14 protein-coding genes are annotated in these 15707 nt (G+C 73.3%); 3 read left to right on the top strand and 11 right to left on the bottom strand.

Features of this window, described 5'->3' with window-relative positions; all coding sequences use genetic code 11:
• Positions 1-335: 335 nt before the first annotated feature.
• The 3 genes from ACFYZF_RS01955 to ACFYZF_RS01945 form a co-directional block, all read right to left on the bottom strand.
• A complete protein-coding gene (locus ACFYZF_RS01955; protein ID WP_387014835.1) occupies positions 336-2489 on the bottom strand; it encodes a DEAD/DEAH box helicase in 2154 nt (717 codons plus the stop codon).
• A gap of 113 nt (positions 2490-2602) precedes the next feature.
• Complete coding sequence (locus ACFYZF_RS01950; RefSeq protein ID WP_387014832.1) at positions 2603-2875, bottom strand: hypothetical protein; 273 nt, start codon at positions 2873-2875, stop codon at positions 2603-2605.
• A complete protein-coding gene (locus ACFYZF_RS01945; protein ID WP_387014830.1) occupies positions 2872-3117 on the bottom strand; it encodes a DivIVA domain-containing protein in 246 nt (81 codons plus the stop codon). Before ACFYZF_RS01945 ends, ACFYZF_RS01950 begins: the two co-directional genes overlap by 4 nt.
• A gap of 432 nt (positions 3118-3549) precedes the next feature.
• Between ACFYZF_RS01945 and ACFYZF_RS01940 the strand changes: the two genes are divergently transcribed.
• Positions 3550-3786, top strand: a complete 237-nt coding sequence (locus tag ACFYZF_RS01940; RefSeq protein ID WP_387014828.1) for a GntR family transcriptional regulator — start codon at positions 3550-3552, stop codon at positions 3784-3786.
• Between the two features lie 109 nt (positions 3787-3895).
• On the opposite strand, the gene ACFYZF_RS01935 is transcribed toward ACFYZF_RS01940, so the two are convergent.
• A complete protein-coding gene (locus tag ACFYZF_RS01935) occupies positions 3896-4648 on the bottom strand; it encodes an SDR family NAD(P)-dependent oxidoreductase (RefSeq protein ID WP_387014825.1) in 753 nt (250 codons plus the stop codon).
• A 156-nt stretch (positions 4649-4804) separates the two neighbouring features.
• Here ACFYZF_RS01935 and ACFYZF_RS01930 point away from each other — a divergent pair, with 156 nt between their 5' ends.
• Complete coding sequence (locus ACFYZF_RS01930; protein ID WP_387014823.1) at positions 4805-6139, top strand: TrkH family potassium uptake protein; 1335 nt, start codon at positions 4805-4807, stop codon at positions 6137-6139.
• A 28-nt stretch (positions 6140-6167) separates the two neighbouring features.
• Complete coding sequence (locus tag ACFYZF_RS01925; RefSeq protein ID WP_387016016.1) at positions 6168-6797, top strand: potassium channel family protein; 630 nt, start codon at positions 6168-6170, stop codon at positions 6795-6797.
• A 48-nt stretch (positions 6798-6845) separates the two neighbouring features.
• Here the strand turns inward: ACFYZF_RS01925 and ACFYZF_RS01920 are convergent, their stop codons facing one another.
• The 7 genes from ACFYZF_RS01920 to ACFYZF_RS01890 form a co-directional block, all read right to left on the bottom strand.
• A complete protein-coding gene (locus tag ACFYZF_RS01920) occupies positions 6846-8519 on the bottom strand; it encodes a protein kinase (protein ID WP_387014820.1) in 1674 nt (557 codons plus the stop codon).
• 70 nt (positions 8520-8589) lie between these two features.
• On the bottom strand, positions 8590-10143 hold the full coding sequence (locus tag ACFYZF_RS01915; protein ID WP_387014817.1) for a fused MFS/spermidine synthase: 1554 nt from the start codon (positions 10141-10143) through the stop codon (positions 8590-8592).
• 36 nt (positions 10144-10179) lie between these two features.
• Entirely contained in the window at positions 10180-11142 is a 963-nt protein-coding gene (locus ACFYZF_RS01910; RefSeq protein WP_387016014.1) for a coiled-coil domain-containing protein, read from the bottom strand.
• Positions 11143-11435: 293 nt separating this feature from the next.
• A complete protein-coding gene (locus tag ACFYZF_RS01905) occupies positions 11436-12245 on the bottom strand; it encodes an inositol monophosphatase family protein (RefSeq protein ID WP_387014814.1) in 810 nt (269 codons plus the stop codon).
• The gene (locus ACFYZF_RS01900; RefSeq protein WP_387014811.1) at positions 12238-12690 is read right to left on the bottom strand and encodes a response regulator; all 453 of its coding nucleotides are present in this window, start codon (positions 12688-12690) and stop codon (positions 12238-12240) included. The genes ACFYZF_RS01905 and ACFYZF_RS01900 overlap by 8 nt, the downstream gene beginning before the upstream one ends.
• On the bottom strand, positions 12687-14444 hold the full coding sequence (locus tag ACFYZF_RS01895) for an ATP-binding protein (protein ID WP_387014808.1): 1758 nt from the start codon (positions 14442-14444) through the stop codon (positions 12687-12689). Before ACFYZF_RS01895 ends, ACFYZF_RS01900 begins: the two co-directional genes overlap by 4 nt.
• Positions 14441-15685 (bottom strand): PP2C family protein-serine/threonine phosphatase, encoded by a 1245-nt coding sequence (locus ACFYZF_RS01890; RefSeq protein WP_387014806.1) that lies wholly within the window; start codon positions 15683-15685, stop codon positions 14441-14443. Before ACFYZF_RS01890 ends, ACFYZF_RS01895 begins: the two co-directional genes overlap by 4 nt.
• Positions 15686-15707 lie beyond the last annotated feature (22 nt).

The raw sequence follows: 15707 nt of genomic DNA, 5'->3' as shown, positions 1-15707 counted from the left end.
CGGTACCGCCGGGCTCCCCACCGGCCGGCCAACGACCGCGCGGCGTGGCACCGGTCGCAATCCGCCCCGCCCGGGAACTTTCCGTCCCGATCGCATCCGGGTCGCCGCCCTGGCTGCCTCCCGACGCGGGAACCCCGCCGCCTCCGCCCGAGGGTCGCCGACCGGTGCCGCCCAGAGGACCGGGCAGCCGGCCGGCGGCAGCCGGCGACGGCCAGGGACCGGGCAGCCGGCCGCCGGCAGCCGGCGACGGCCAGGGGACCGAGCTTCCGTCGGCCGGTGCCGCCCAGGGGACCGAGCTTCCCTCGGCCGGTGCCGCCCAGGGGACCGAGCTTCCGTCAGCCGGCGACGGCCAGGGCGAGGGGGAGCACGTCGGGTGCGCCGGCCCGGCGCAGCAGCCGGGTCACCATGGTCAGGGTCCAGCCCGTGTCCACCAGGTCGTCGACGAGCAGCACCGGGCCGTCCAGCCCGGCGAGCACGCCGGCCAGTTCGTCCGGCACTGCGAAAGCGTCGTGCAGGACACGTACCCGCTGGGCGCTGTTGCCGCGCGGCCCGTCCGGGCCGGCGGACCCGGCGGGGACCACCTGGCCGAGCAGCGGCAGCCGGCCCACCGCGGCGATCCGCTCGGCGAGCGAGCCGACCAGCGCGGGCCGCCGCCGGGAGCCGACCACGACCACGCCGACCGGGCGGCGCGGCCACGGGTCGTCGCCGTGCGCCCACGCCTTCAACACCTCGACCACCGCGCCGGCCACGTCGTCGGGGACCGGCCCGTCCGCCACGTCGGGCCCGACCAGCTCGCGCAGCCGACCGCCCCAGCCCAGGTCGGACAGCCGCCCCACGGCCCGCCCCGGCAGCGCCTGCTCCGCCGGGGGAATCCGGCCCTTCAGCGGTACGCCCACCGCGTCCAGCCCGGTCGGCCACAGCTTCTTCGGCGCGATCTCCACCCCGGGCCGCCCGAGGTATGCCTGCGCGGCGCCCTGCGCCGGCCCGGACACCTCGGGCGTGAACAGCGGCCCCGCGCACCGGTCGCACCGGCCGCAGTCGCCCGCCCCGACGTCGTCCAGGCACTCGCGCAGGTACCGCATCCGGCAGCCGGGGGTGGTCGCGTACTCGCGCATGGCCTGCTGCTCGGCGGTGCGGGCCTGGGCGACGCGGCGCAACCGGGTCTCGTCGTAGGCCCAGGGCTCCCCGGTGGCGAGCCAGCCGCCGCGCACCCGGCGCACCGCGCCGTCCACGTCGAGCACCTTGAGCATCAGCTCCAGCCGGGCCCGGCGCAGGTCGACGACCGGCTCCAGGGCCTGCGTGGACAACGGGCGGTCGGTGTGCAGGGCGGCCAGCACGGCCCGGACCTGCTCCTCCGGCGGGAACGCGAGCGAGGCGAAGTACCGCCAGATGGCGGCGTCCTCGACGCCGGGCAGCAGCAGCACCTCGGCGTGCTCGACGGCGCGGCCGGCGCGGCCGACCTGCTGGTAGTAGGCGATCGGCGACGGCGGGGCCCCGAGGTGCACCACGAAGCCGAGGTCGGGCTTGTCGAAGCCCATGCCCAGCGCGCTCGTGGCGACGAGCGCTTTGATCTTGTTGTCGAGCAGGTCCTGTTCGGCGGCCCGCCGGTCGGCGTCCTCGGTCTGCCCCGTGTACGAGGCCACCGGGTATCCCCGCGAGCGGAGGAACTCCGCCGTCTCGCCGGCCGCCGCCACGGTCAGCGTGTAGATGATCCCCGACCCGGGGAGCCGGTCGAGGTGGTCGGCGAGCCAGCCGATCCGGTGCGCCGGGGTGGGCAGGTCCAGCACGCCCAGCCGCAGCGACTCCCGGTCCAGGGTGCCGCGCAGCACCAGCACGTCGGGGCGCTCGACGGCCGAAGCGGTCAGCTCGGTGCCGAGCTGCTCGGCGACGTCGGCGGTGACCCGGGCGTTGGCGGTGGCCGTGGTGGCGAGCACGGGCGTGCGCTCGGGCAGGTTGCCCAGGAACGTGCGCAGCCGCCGGTAGTCGGGACGGAAGTCGTGCCCCCAGTCGGAGACGCAGTGCGCCTCGTCGACCACCAGCAGGCCGGTCGTCGCGGCCAGCCTCGGCAGCACGGTGTCCCGGAAGTCCGGGTTGTTGAGCCGCTCGGGGCTGATCAGCAGGACGTCGACCGTGCCGTCGTGGATCTCGGCGGTGATCTGGTCCCACTCTTCCAGGTTCGCCGAGTTGATGGTGCGGGCCCGGATGCCGGCGCGGGCCGCCGCCTCCACCTGGTTGCGCATGAGCGCCAGCAGCGGCGACACGATCACCGTCGGCCCGTGCTCACCGCGCTCCCGTAGCAGCGCGGTCGCCACGAAGTAGACCGCCGACTTGCCCCACCCGGTGCGCTGCACGCAGAGCACCCGGCGGCGGTCGACGACCAGCGCCTCGATGGCCCGCCACTGATCTTCCCGCAGCCGGGCGTGCTCCCCGGCCAGCCGGCGCAGCACCGCCTCGGCCCGTTCCCGTACCGCCGCCCGCTCCTGACTCATCCGACATGTCTACCAGCGCCACCCCTCCCACCCCCGCTCCCCTGCCCCACCCCGCCACGTTGGTCGAGAGGTTTCGGTCACTCTCCGGGCCGCGCCTGACGCAAAGTTCTTGATCACCGGCGCGTGCACCGCCCGCCACCGCCGGCCGGTCGGCACTCGCCGTCGTGGTGGGCCCGCAGCGGGCAGCGCCGGCGGCCGTCGAGCAGCCGGTCGCAGAAGACCCGGTGGCGTACGTGCTGGGCATCCTCCTCGGACACCGTCGTCTCCGCCCCGTCCACGTCGGCCAGGAAGGCGAGCGCCCGGGCGATCACACGGGCGAACCCGCGGGCGGCGTCGAGGTCGGCGGCGAACACCGGCACGTGCACCACGAAGCGCTGCCGGCTCACCACCGGCCACCGTCCCGGCGCGGGCCGGACCCGGCCGGCGGCGCGAAGCGCGAGTGCCAACTGCGCAGCGCCCGCTTGATCCGGGCATTCTCCTCGGTCGTATGAGCCAACTCGCGGCGGGTGGCGGCCAGTTCGCCGGCCACCAGGTCGAGGAACGCGTGTACCTCCGCCGGGTCCAGGCCGCGCCGCACCGTGGCGAACCGCCGGTCCCGGACCTGCCCGGCGGTCAACGGTCGGGTCACCTCCGGCCGGTACCAGCCGGCGTTAGGCAATCGGGTCGCCTCAGGCCGGCACCAGCCGGCGTTAGGCAATCGGGTCGGCCGGTCCACCCGGCTGACGTCTCTTCTCCTGGTTGCGGACCGGACCAGATCCAGCAGGTTGCGCACGGTCACTCCTCTCGTCGAGCCGCACGGTGGAAGGCGGCCCGGTCCGCAGACAGGGGATGCGGACCGGACCGCCGGCCCCGCGACCGCAGCCCTCCTCGGCGGTACGACCCCGGAGCCAACCTGGGCGTCCGCCCCCGGGGTTTGCCGAACCAACCGGAGCCGGACAGCCAGAACCTACTACAGCAGCTACAGCAAGTCGACTCCGAAGAGTCGCGTCGCCAGCACTTATTGCAGTTGCTAGTGCAGGTCGGGCATGATCGGACTGCCGAACCGACCGGAGTCCTCACCATGCCCACAGCACAGCCGTCATTCCGCCGCATCGTCGACGAGATCGCCGACAAGATCCGAACCGGTGAACTCAAGCCGGGCGACAAGCTGCCCTCGACCAGCGAGCTGGCAAAGATCCACGACGTCAGCACCGGCACGGTCTACCGTGCGCTCTCGCTGCTGCACGACCGCAACCTCATCATTGGGCAGTCCGGTCGCGGGACCTACGTCGCCGACCGTCCCGGCCAGCCCGCGTAGCAGCTCGCCCTCGCGACTCCCCCGCCGACGTCGCTGACGCCCATCCAGACGTTGGGCGGCTGCGCCGCGCTGGAAGCGGGGGCGGAACCGGGCGGGGCGGGGCAGCGGATCAGCGGCCGAGGACGGAGCCACCGTTGACGCCGAGGACCTGGCCGGTGACGTACCCGGCGTCGCGGCCGGCCAGGTAGCGGACCGCCCCGGCGATGTCGTCGGGCAACCCGGCCCGCCCGACCAGGGTGGCGGCCACCCGCTTGGCGTGCCCCTCGGGGGTCATCCGGTCGCCGAAGAACTCGGTCTCTGCCACGTAGCCGGGGCTGACCACGTTGACCGTGATCTGCTCCGGGCCGAGCTGTGCCGCCAGGTCGTACGCCCACCCGTGCAGCGCCGCCTTGGCCGCCGAGTACGCCCCACCGCCGCCCCGCTGGGCGGCGATCGAGCTGAGCAGGATCACCCGGCCCCCGGGACGGCGCAGGACGGGCCGCAGCGCCTCGGTCAACAGCACGGCCGTCAGCACGTTGGCGTCCAGGTTGGCCCGCCAGTGTGCGGCGACCCCGGCCAGCGTGCCGGTGTCCCCGCCCAGGTATCCGCCGGCGTTGTTGACGACAGCGTCGACAGACCGGCCGTCGACCGCCTCGACCACGCCGGACAGTTGTCCCGGGTCCGTCAGGTCGGCGACCACCGCCCGCACCGCCCCCGCCCTGCCGCAGTCCGCACCGATCCGCTCGGTGGCGGCTCGCAGCACGTCCCCCCGCCGCCCGACGACGACCACGTCGAACCCGTCCGCGACGAGCCCTCGGGTGACGGCCGCCCCGATCCCTGTCCCACCGCCACTGACAACCGCCAACCGCCCCGCCTCACCCATCCCGCGCCTCCCATGTCGGCCCTTATCGATCATGAAGTTATCAACGCCCCGCCCGGAGTGTCATGGCGATAACTTCATGATCAACGAATTCGGGTGAAGGGAGGTCGGGTGGGCGTTTGGGCACCGGTGCGGCGGACGGAAAAGGAAGATTGGCTGGTGCGCCGGTTTCTCCGTCATCCCGTCCGGCTGGTGCCGTTCGGGTTCCTGGCGGTGATCCTGGTCGGCACCGTCCTGCTGATGCTGCCGGCAGCGACCAGCGAGCACCGGTACACCCCGTTCACCACGGCACTCTTCACCTCCGCCTCGGCGGTCTCCGTCACCGGCCTGACCGTGGTCGACACCCCGGACTACTGGAACGAATTCGGGTTGGTGATGATCACCGTGCTGACCCAGGTCGGCGGGCTCGGCATCCTGACCGGTGCGACCCTGGTGATCCTGGTGGTCGCCCGGCAGCTCGGGCTGCGCAACCGGCTGCTGGTGCAGGCCGAGACCGCGGAGTTCGGCGTCGGCGACGTACGCCGGCTGCTGCTGCGCATCGCCGCCACCGTCGGCGCCTGCGAGGCGGTGATGACCGCCGTCCTCGCCGGCCGGTTCTGGCTCGGCTACGACTACCCGCCCGGCCGGGCGCTCTGGTACGGCCTCTTCCACGCCGTGCAGGGGTTCAACAACGGCGGGTTCGCGCTCTTCTCCGACAGCCTGATCGGTTTCGCCCGTGACCCGTGGATCTGCCTGCCGATCGCGCTCGGCACGATCGTCGGCGGGCTGGGCTTCCCCGCGCTGTTCGAGGCGGCCCGGGAGTGGCGCCGCCCGGGCCACTGGGCGATCGCCACCAAGCTCACCATCTGGGGCAGCGCGGTGCTGCTGGCAGTCGGCTTCGTCGGCCTGCTGGCGGCCGAGTGGTCCGACCCGCGCACCATCGGCACGTACGACGTCCCCGGCAAGGTGCTGGCCGTCTTCACCCAGGACGCGGTGCTCCGCACCGGCGGGTTCGTCACCCTCGACACCGCGGGGCTGGACGAGGAGAGCGTTCCGCTGCTGATCGCTCTGATGTTCATCGGCGGCGGCAGCGCCAGCACCGCCGGCGGGATCAAGGTCTCCACGTTCTTCCTGCTCGGCTTCGCCATCTGGGCCGAGCTGCGCGGTGAGCCGGACGTCACGGTGGGTCGCCGTCGGGTGGCCACCGCGAGCCTGCGGCAGGCGCTGACCGTGGCGCTGCTCAGCGTCGCGCTCGTGGTCGCCGGCACGGTCGTGCTGCTGCTGCTGACCGAGGGAATGCCCTACCACCGGGCGCTGCTGGAGGTGACGTCGGCGTTCAGCACCACCGGCCTGTCCACGGGCATCGCATCGACCGTCGCCGACCCGGGGCAGCTCGTCCTGACCCTGCTGATGTACATCGGTCGGGTCGGCCCGCTCACCCTCGGGTCCGCGATCGCGTTGAACACCCGACGGCGCCTGTACCGCTACCCGGAGGAGCAACCCATTGTCGGTTAGGAACACGGACGACAGAGGTATCGCGGTGATCGGCCTCGGGCGGTTCGGCTGCCACCTGGCCACGTCGCTGACCCAGCTCGACCACGACGTGCTCGCCATCGACCGCGGTGCCGGCCAGGTGCAGAGGTGGTCCCAGTACCTGGAGCGGGTGGTGCAGGCGGACGCCACCGAGGAGGGTGCGCTGCGCCAGCTCGGGGTGACCGGCTTCCGGCGGGTGGTGGTGGCGATCGGCGCCTCGGTGGAGGCCAGCGTGCTGACCGTCCTCGCGCTGACCGAGCTGGGCGTGCCGCAGATCTGGGCCCGGGCGACCTCGGACAAGCACGCCAAGATCCTCGCCTCTGTCGGCGCCCATCACGTGATCTTCCCGGAGGCGGAGACCGGTGAGCGGGTGGCGCACCTCATCGTCAGCAAGATGCTGGACTTCATCGAGTTCGGCGACGACTTCGCCATCGCCAAGGTCCGGGTGCCGGACACCCTGGTCGGGCGGCCACTGCGCGAGCTTGCCCCGGCGGACCGCTACGGGGTGATGGTGGTCGGCGCGAAGCTGCCCGGTGAGCGGTTCCGGTACGCGGACCCGGCCACCGTGCTCACCGCAGGCAGCGTGCTGGTCGTGGAGGGGAGCATCGTCCAGGTGCAGCGCTTCGCCTCGCTGACCTGACCGGTCACTTGCCCTTGGCCTTGCCCTTTCCGGCCCCCTTTCCCTTGGTCACTGCCCTTTTCCCTTGTCAGCCCCCTTGGCCTTGCCGGGTTTCGCGGGCTTCTCGGCCTTCGCGGGCTTCGCCTTGGACCCGCCACCGGAGCCGCCCCCGGCCGAGGAGCCCGAAGACCCGGAACCGGCCTTCGCGACCGTCGCCTTCTGCTTGGTGAGCTTCGTTGGGGCCTTGGTGGTCGGCACGGTGGTCGGCAGCGACCCGGCCACCCCGGAGACCTGCACCCGGCAGGCGGTGTCGCCGAGGCGGAACTCCACCGGCAGCGGGTTCGCGCCGGTGTACCGGCCGCTGAGGGCGACCTTGCGGGCCGCGCCGGGGGCCAGCGCGGCCTGGGTCGCGGCGGGCCGGACCTCGACGGTACGGCCCTGTTGCCGGACGGCCGGGTCGGCCTTCGTCACCGTCTGCTGGCCGGGAAAGGTGAAGCTCATCGTCCAGTCTCGCAGCTCGTGGTCGCCGCTGTTGGTCAGGATCAGCTCGGCCGAGAAGTCCTTGCCGGAGTCCTTGCGCAGCGCGTACTCGACGGCGCAGGGAGGCGGCCCGGTCAGCCCCATCCGGGCCTCGGTGGGCTGGTCCACGCCGCCGCTGGCCGGGCTGCGGGAGGTCACCCCCCACATCGTCGCGGTCACCGCGACCAGGCCCGCCGCCGCCACCCCCGCCTCGACCCTGCGCCGCCGGGTGGCGGCCCGGCGGCTGCGGGTACGCCCGGAGAACGGCAGCGCGTCGGTGTCGGTCGACCAGGGCAGGATCGTGGTGCCGGCGTTGGCCAGCACGGCCGGGTCGAGCTGCGTCCCGTCGGCCGACCCGGGGGCCGGCGACACGGGCACCGCGGCCAGCATCCCGGCGGCCTCGGCGAGCGTGCGGGCCACCTCGGCGGTGGCCGGTCGGTCCGCGGGGCTCTTGGCCAGGCAGCGGCGCACCAGCTCGGCCACCTCGTCGGGCAGGCCGGGCACCTCGGGCATCGGCTCCGGTTCGGCGTACAGGTGCGCGCGGAGCATCTGGGTGGTGGTGCTCGCCTGCCAGGGCAGCCGACCGGTGAGCATCCGGTACAGCAGCAGGCCGACGGCGTACACGTCGGTGGCCGGGGAGACCTGGCCGTTGTCCAGCCGCTCCGGCGCCAGGTACGCGGGGGTGCCGAGCAGGGTGCCGTCCGGCCCCTTCTCGCTCTCCCCGGCCAGCGCCGAGATGCCGAAGTCGACCACCTTCACCCCGGTCGGGGTGAGCATGACGTTGCCCGGGGTCACGTCCCGGTGCACCACGCCCCGGGCGTGCGCGGCGGCCAGCGCCGAGGAGACCTCCGCGCCGATCGTCACCGCCTCCCGCCAGGGCAGCGTCCCGCCCCGGCCGAGCCGGGCGCTCAGCGGGCCGCCGTCGATCAGCTCCATGACGACGTACGGCACGGTCAGCCCGACCTGCTCGGACTCGCCGTAGTCGTACACCCCCGTGATGTTGGGGTGGCAGAGCCGCGCGGCGGCCTGCGCCTCGATCCGGATCCGGTGCCGGAACGCCCGGTCGCTGGCCAGCCGGGAGGCGAGCACCTTCACCGCCACCTGCCGGCCCAGCACCTCGTCGTACCCCCGCCACACGACGGACATGCCGCCCGCGCCGAGCTGCTCGATCAGCCGGTATCGCTCACCGAGCAGCTGTGCGCCGTTACGGACCGCTCCACCCATGGTCGGAGTTTTTGCCCGACCTGGGCATTCCTAACCCTCGGCAGTCAGAATCGGTCGACCAATCACCCGATCAGGCGGTCGCGAGCAGTTGGTCCACCGGGGCGTAGTCGTCTGTGAGTACCAGTGCGTCGCCGACGAACGCGTCCAGCACCTCGCCGGAGAGCACGCCCGCCGGCTCGGGCAGCCCGGACACCCGCTGTTGCAGCGGGGCCAGCGGCAGCGGCGCGTCGGAGGCGACGATGAGGAAGTTGGACCCCACCAGCCCGGCGACCGCGTCGGGCGGGGCGACCAGGGCGACGTGCCGGAACGCGGCGGCGACGGTGGCCAGCTCGCTGCGGACGAACCGGCCGGGCGGGTAGTCGATCACGTTCTGTACGTAGATCCCGCCCGGGCGCAGCACCCGGTCGACCTCGTCGGCCATCTCCCGGGTGGCCAGGTGCCAGGGCACCACGAGGTGCCCGAAGGCGTCGCCGACCACCAGGTCACGGCTGTCGGCGGCCTCCCGGCCGAGCAGCACCCGGGCGTCGCCGATCTCGGTGCGCAGGTCCGGGCCGGCGCGTACGCCGAGCTTCTCGCGGTCCAGCTCGACCAGGCCGCCGTCGATCTCGAAGACCAGGTTGCCGGTGCCGGGCCGGGTGGCGGTCAGGTAGCGCGGCACGGTGAACCCGCCGCCGCCCAGGTGCAGGACGTCCAGCCGCTGCCCGGCCGGCGCGGCCACGTCGGCCGCCGCGCCGATCCACTGCGTGTACGCGTACTTCAGATGGGTCGGGTCGTTCAGGTCGACGTACGAGTGCTGGGCGGAGTTGAGCAGCAGCGTCCGCCCGGACGGGCGATCCGGATCGGTCTGGACCGACGCGCAGTGGTACGCCGTCTCCACGTCGCACGGGTTCGGGGCGACCGTGGTCAGCCCCGCCCCGACCAGCCCCAGCACCGCCGCCGCGACCTTGACCCGGCCGGGACCGGGCAGCCCGGCGCGCCCCAGTCGGTGCAGGTACGCCCCCAGGCCCAGCCCGGTTACGCCGAGCAGCACAGCGAGGGCGAGCACGATCGCGGTGCTGGGCAGCGCGGCCACCAGCACGAATCCGGTCGACAGGGTGGCCGTGATGCCGCCGAGGGTGCCGATGCCGGAGAGCCGGCCGACCACCTGGCCGGTGCGCCGCAGGTCGGCGAGCTGGAGCTTGACCACCAGCGGGGTGACCGCCGAGAGCAACGCCGCCGGCACGAACACGGCGAGCGCGGTGAGCAGCAGGACGGCGCTGGCCGCCCCGCCACGCAGCAGCTCGCCGGCGTACCGGACGACCGGGAGGGTGATCGCGGTGGCGATGCCGGCGAGCACCAGCGCCGGGGCGATCAGGGTGCGCGGGTCCCGCCGGTCGGCCAGCCAGCCGCCGGTCCACGCCCCGTACGCGATCGCGGCCAGCGCGATGCCGATGACGGAGCTGGTGACCTGGAGGGTGACCCCCACGTACGGGCCGACCAGGCGCAGCGAGACGGTCTCCAGCACCAGCACCGCGCCGCTGGAGAGGAAGACCAGGAACGCGGCGAGACCGTTGGGCAGGGCGCGACCGGCGGGCGGCGCGGGCCGCGCCGAGTCCACCGCGACGTCGGAGGATGAGCTGCTCACCGTCGCGATGGTACGCAGCGGACCTGGCAGTTCGGGTCAGTACATCGAGAGATGAACATGGTTCGTGTGGTCGGCGGCGGGGCTGCCGCTGCCGCTGTACGCCCGCCACCCGGTGTTCGGCATCCAGATCTGCCGGTACCAGATCACGTAGAGCACCCCCAGCCGGCTGGCGTTGTTCTTGTAGTAGTTGGCCAGGCTGTCGCCGTACGCCTTGTCCCCGCCGCTGGCCGTCTCGTCCTTGAAGCCGCTGGTGGCGGCGGAGAAGTCACAGGCCCGCCCCTTGGGGTGCTCGCCGCCGCCGCCGCTGCGGAAACAGGAGACGTACCGCTTGTAGCCGGCGGCCTTGGCCTGTTGCATGGCGTGCAGGGTGCGCGGGGTGATGCAGCCGGAGGTCGTCGGGTCGTTGACCGAGCAGGACTCCGAGGGCCAGGACCCGTCGGAGTTGCGCGGGGCCGGCTTGGCCGAGGAGGAGCCGCCGCTGAACCCGGCGCCGGTGCCGGAGCTGACCGTCGCCAGCGCCTTCTCGGCCTCCCGTTTCTTCTTCGCGAGCGCGGCGAGCTGCCTCCGCTGCTCGCGGACCTCGGTGTCGATGCCGATCTTGGCGCGGGTCGCCTCGTCCCGGGCCTGGGCCAGGTCGCGCAGCCGGCGGCTGTCGCGCTGGGCCATCACGTCCAGCTCGGCGGCGCGGCGCAGGAACGACTCCGGCGACGCGCTCTGCAGCAGCAACGCCGGAGCGCTCACCCGCCCCAGCCGGTACGACTGCACGGCCACCTCGCTGACCTGCACGTTCAGCTCCACCAGCCGGGTCTCGACGATTTTGAGCTGACCGGTCAGCAACTGCTGCCGGCGCTTGGAGTTGTCCAGCTTCGCCTTGGCCTCGATGTGCCCCTTGGCGGCGGCCTCCAGCGCGTCGCGTAGCTGCTTCGTCCCGCCCTCGTTCGGCTCGGCCGAGGCGGGCACCGCGCCGACGCCGAGCAGCAGCGCGACGGCGACCAGCAGCACGGTCAGCGGCCCGGTGCCGCGACGGCCGGGCAGCACGGTCAGCGGCCGGTTGCCGCGACGCCGGATGAGGCTGGTACTGGGCACGGGCAGCGTCCCTTCCCTCGACCGCCGGGCCCGTCGTCCTCGGCGCGGCGGCGTCCTCCACCGGCGCCGGATGGCGGCCTGCTGGGCGGAGACCGCCGGTCAGGATACCGGACCGGCGGCCGGCCGCCTGGCCCGCGACATCGCCAAATGTCGATACTGACGCAGGGTTGCCGGCCCGTCGCGAAGCGGGTGGGTCGGCGGCTCAATCAGGCCAGGTCGAGGGCGTCGCAGGTCTCGGCCCAGACCCGCTCGTTCGCGGCGACCAGCAGGCCCCGGCCCTCCTCGGCCGGGTGGTACTCGCTGCCGTCGAACCGGCGGGCCACCCCGCCGGCCTGGCGGACCAGCAGCACCCCCGGGGCGTGGTCCCACGGCAGGGTGCGCCAGAAGAGCACGAACTGCTGGGAGCCGACGAGCAGGTCGAGATACTCCCGGCCGGCGCAGTGCTGGCCGGGCAGCAGCTCGCCGATCCGCTCCCCGCCGGCCTCGGCGCGCCGCCGGGCCTCCGGCGGCAGGAACCGGGTTATCGCGGTACCGCGCAGGCTGCCGAACGGCGGCACCCCCTCGGCGGTGCGCACCGGGACGCCGTTCACGAGGGTCGCCCCGCCCGCCCGGGCGACGGCCAGCGTCTCCGCCAGCGGGTCGAGCACCCACGAGGCGACCGGCGCCCCATCGGTCAGCAGCGCCACCATCAGGGCGAACGGCCGCTTCCCGGCGGCGAAGTTCGAGGTTCCGTCGATCGGGTCGACCAGCCAGACGTCCCCGTCGTCGCGCAGGTGATCCAGCAGGCCCGGGTCCTCGGCCGCGGCCTCCTCGCCGACCACCAGCGAGCCGGGGCGAAGCCGGCGCAGCCCGGCGCTGATCAGCTCCTCGGCCCGCTGGTCGGCGACGGTGACCAGCTCACCGGGCGCCTTCTCGGCGACCTCGGCGGCGTCCAGCTTGCCGAACAGTGGCAGCACGACGTCCGCCGCGGCCCGGTGCAGCAGCTCCGCGACGTCGTCCAGCAGGGTGTCAGCCACGCGGCGGCAACTTCACCACGCTGACGAAGAACTCGTCGATCTGCCGGACCACCGAGATGAACTGCTCGAAGTCCACCGGCTTGGTGACGTACGCGTTCGCGTGCAGCTGGTAGCTGCGCAGGATGTCCTCGTCGGCCTGGGACGTCGTCAGCACCACCACCGGGATGCGGCAGAGCTGCTCGTCCCGCTTGATCTCCTCCAGCACCTCCCGGCCGTCGCGGCGGGGCAGGTTGAGGTCGAGCAGGATCAGGTCCGGCGCGACGGCGTCCGCGAACTGGCCCTCCCGCCGCAGGTAGGCCAGCGCCTCGTCGCCGTCGGAGACGACGGTCAGCCGGTTACGCAGCTTGTGCTCCTCGAACGCCTCCTGGGTCATCAGCACGTCACCCGGGTCGTCCTCGACCAGCAGGACCTCGATCGGACTCTTGCCGTCCGCTGGCGCGGTCATGTCACCGTCTCCTTAACGCCACCCGTGCTGTCGCTCTGCGGGGCCTCGTCGGCCCCCTCCACCCGTGTCCCGCCCTGGCGGGGCGGCTCCACCCCGGCCGCGCCCGCCACTGCCGGGTCCGCGGCGGTCGCCGGCTCCCCGGCGTCCACCGCCTCGTCGGCCGGGCCCTCGGCGGCCTGCTGCTCGGCCGCCCGCGCCGCCTCCACGTCCTCGGGCAGGGCCGGCAGGGTGAACCGGATCGCGGTGCCCTCGGCGGTGTCGGTGTCCACCCAGACCCGGCCGCCGTGGTACTCGGCGATCTTCTTGACGATCGCCAGGCCGATGCCGGTGCCCGGGTACGCGTCCTTGGAGTGCAGCCGCTGGAAGATCACGAAGATCTTGTCGGCGAACTCCGGCTCGATCCCGATGCCGTTGTCCTGGCAGCAGATCTCCCACTCGTCGTCGACCAGCCGCGCGGAGACGTGCACCTTCGGCGGCACGTCCGGGCGGCGGAACTTGATCGAGTTGCTGACCAGGTTGGCCAGCAGGTTGGTCAGCAGCGGCTCCTCGCCGCGGATCACCGGCAGCTCACCCCAGGTCAGCTCGGCGTCGGCGTACTGCCGGGCGGCCTCGGTCTGCCCGGCCACGTCGCCCATCACCTTGTTCAGGTCGACCTCGGTGAAGCCGGTGGTGAGCCGGCCGATCCGGGAGAACGCCAACAGGTCGTTGATCAGGCGCTGCATCCGCTGCGCGCCGTCCACGGCGAACGCGATGTACTGGTCGGCCCGCTCGTCGAGCTGCCCCGCGTACCGGCGCTGGAGGAGCTGGCAGAAGCTGGCCACCTTGCGCAGCGGCTCCTGCAGGTCGTGCGAGGCGACGTACGCGAACTGCTCCAGGTCCCGGTTGGAGCGGACCAGCTCCTCGGCCTGCTTCTGGAGCTGGCTGTTGACCCACTCGATGCTCTCCCGGGCCTCGCGCACCTCCGCCAGGTCCTTGGCGATCTTCTGGCGCATCGCGTCCACGTCGTCGGCGAGCTGCTGGAACTCCGGGGGGCCTGACCCGGCGATGCGGTGCTGGTAGTCGCCCTCAGCCACCTCGCGGACCTGCTCGGCGAGGCTGGTCAGCGGCCGGACCACCATCCGGTTCAGCGAGGTCAGCAGCACCGCGCCGGCCACGACCACCACCAGCGCCGCCGCGATCAGCAGCATCACCAGGATCGAGCTGGTGCGGTAGATGTCGTCCGCGCCCTTCTCCCGCTGGTCGAGGATGCCCTGCTGGAGTTGGGCGACCGAGGCGCGGATCAGGTCGAAGCGCTGCCGGGTCTGGTCGGTGATCAACGCCTGCCCGGCCGCCGTGCCGGACCGCTCGGTGGTGCTGATCACCGGCTCGGCGACCGCGCGACGCCAGTCGGCGGACTCGGCCTTGATCGATGCCAGCTCCCTGGCCATGACCGGGTAGACATCGATCAGGGGCTCCATCGACCGGTAGAGCTGCTGCTCCCGCCCGACCCCCTCGACGTACGGTTCGAGGTCCTGGCGGTCGGCGGTGACCGCGTAGCCGCGCACCGCGGTCTCCTGGTCGACCAGCACGTTGAGCAGTTCCTGGGACTGGACACGCAGCGGGCCGGTGCGGTCCAGCATCGTGTGGATGTGGTCGCGGTTCTTCGCCGCCACCCCGATCTCCACCGCGACGGAGGCACCGAGCAGCACGCCGACCACGGTGAGCAGCGCCACGACCCGGCGACGCAGGGTCCAGCTCGGCTGCCGCGCCGTCACCGGCCACCGCCCCGGGTCAGCAGGAGCATGGCGACGTCGTCCGCGAGCGGCCCCCCGTTGATCTGTTCCGCCCGCCCCACCAGCCAGGCCGGCAGCTCGGCGAGCGGCACGGCGAGACTGTCCGGCTCGCCGAGCAGGGCGGTCAGGCCGGAGACGTCGAGCCGTTCGTCGCCGTCGCCCACCCGGCCCTCGATCAGGCCGTCGGTGTACATCAGCAGGGACCAGTCATCGGTGTCGAACTCCAGGTCGAAGGCTATGGGCCGGCGCGGTCGGACGCCGAGCAGCAGGCCGCCGGGCACCGGCACCGGCGCGACCTTACCCCCGGACAACAGCAGCGGCGGCGGATGCCCCGCGAGCCGCACGGTGGCGGCGTTGCGGGCCAGGTCGAGCCGGGCGGTGGCCACCGTGGCGAAGATCTCCTGGAGTCGGCGCTCGCTCATCAGCACCTGTTCCAGGGCGGGCAGCACCTCGTCGTCGGGCACCCCGGCCAGCACCAGGGCCCGCCAGGCGACCCGGAGCTCCACCCCGAGGGCCGCCTCGTCCACCCCGTGCCCGCAGACGTCGCCGACGATGAAGTCGACCCGGTCCGGCCGGGTCTGCACCACGTCGTAGAAGTCGCCGCCGATCAGCGCCGCGTGCCGACCGGGGCGGTAGAAGGTGTGCACCGCGACCTGGTCGGTCGACATCAGCGGCTGGGGCAGCAGGCCCCGCTCCAGCCGGGCCGACTCGGCCTGGCGCAGCTCCACCTCGCGCAGCCGCCGGGCGTTCTCGTCGGCCCGCTTGCGTTCCACGGCGTAGCGCAGCGCCCGGGTCAGCAGCACGCCGTCGACCTGGCCCTTGACCAGGTAGTCCTGTGCGCCCTCGGCGACCGCGACGATGCCCAGGTGCTCGTCGGAGCGGCCGGTCAGCACACACACCGCGGCGCCGCTGGACATGTCCAGCACCTGGCGCAGCCCGTCCAGCCCCTGGGCGTCGGGCAGGCCGAGGTCGAGCAGGACGCAGTCCACGCCCATCACCCGCTTCCGGGCCTCGCTCAGGCTGCTGGCGACCGACAACTCGATCATCGAGTTGGTCTCGGCGAGCAACTCGCTGACCAGGAAGGCGTCGCCCTCGTCGTCCTCGACCAGCAGCACCCGCAGCCGCTCGCCGGGCGGCAGGTTGGGGTGCCGACCGAGGCCGCCGTGCGGGTACGGCACGACGGAGGGACCGGCGTGGCCGGGCCCCCGGTGCGGCCGGGTCACCGCCGCGAGACGCGGAAGATCG

Source organism: Micromonospora sp. NPDC001898, assembly GCF_042891255.1.
Taxonomy (GTDB): Bacteria; Actinomycetota; Actinomycetes; order Mycobacteriales; family Micromonosporaceae; genus Micromonospora.
This window is presented reverse-complemented; position numbering and strand designations above follow the sequence as displayed.

What these genes read in the sequence shown, in the direction of transcription:
- ACFYZF_RS01940 (WP_387014828.1), top strand. Translation starts at nt 3,550, where the DNA reads ATGCCCACAGCACAGCCGTCATTCCGCCGCATCGTCGACGAGATCGCC.
- ACFYZF_RS01900 (WP_387014811.1), bottom strand. Translation starts at nt 12,690, where the DNA reads ATGACCGCGCCAGCGGACGGCAAGAGTCCGATCGAGGTCCTGCTGGTC.
- ACFYZF_RS01935 (WP_387014825.1), bottom strand. Translation starts at nt 4,648, where the DNA reads ATGGGTGAGGCGGGGCGGTTGGCGGTTGTCAGTGGCGGTGGGACAGGG.
- ACFYZF_RS01955 (WP_387014835.1), bottom strand. Translation starts at nt 2,489, where the DNA reads ATGAGTCAGGAGCGGGCGGCGGTACGGGAACGGGCCGAGGCGGTGCTG.
- ACFYZF_RS01920 (WP_387014820.1), bottom strand. Translation starts at nt 8,519, where the DNA reads ATGGGTGGAGCGGTCCGTAACGGCGCACAGCTGCTCGGTGAGCGATAC.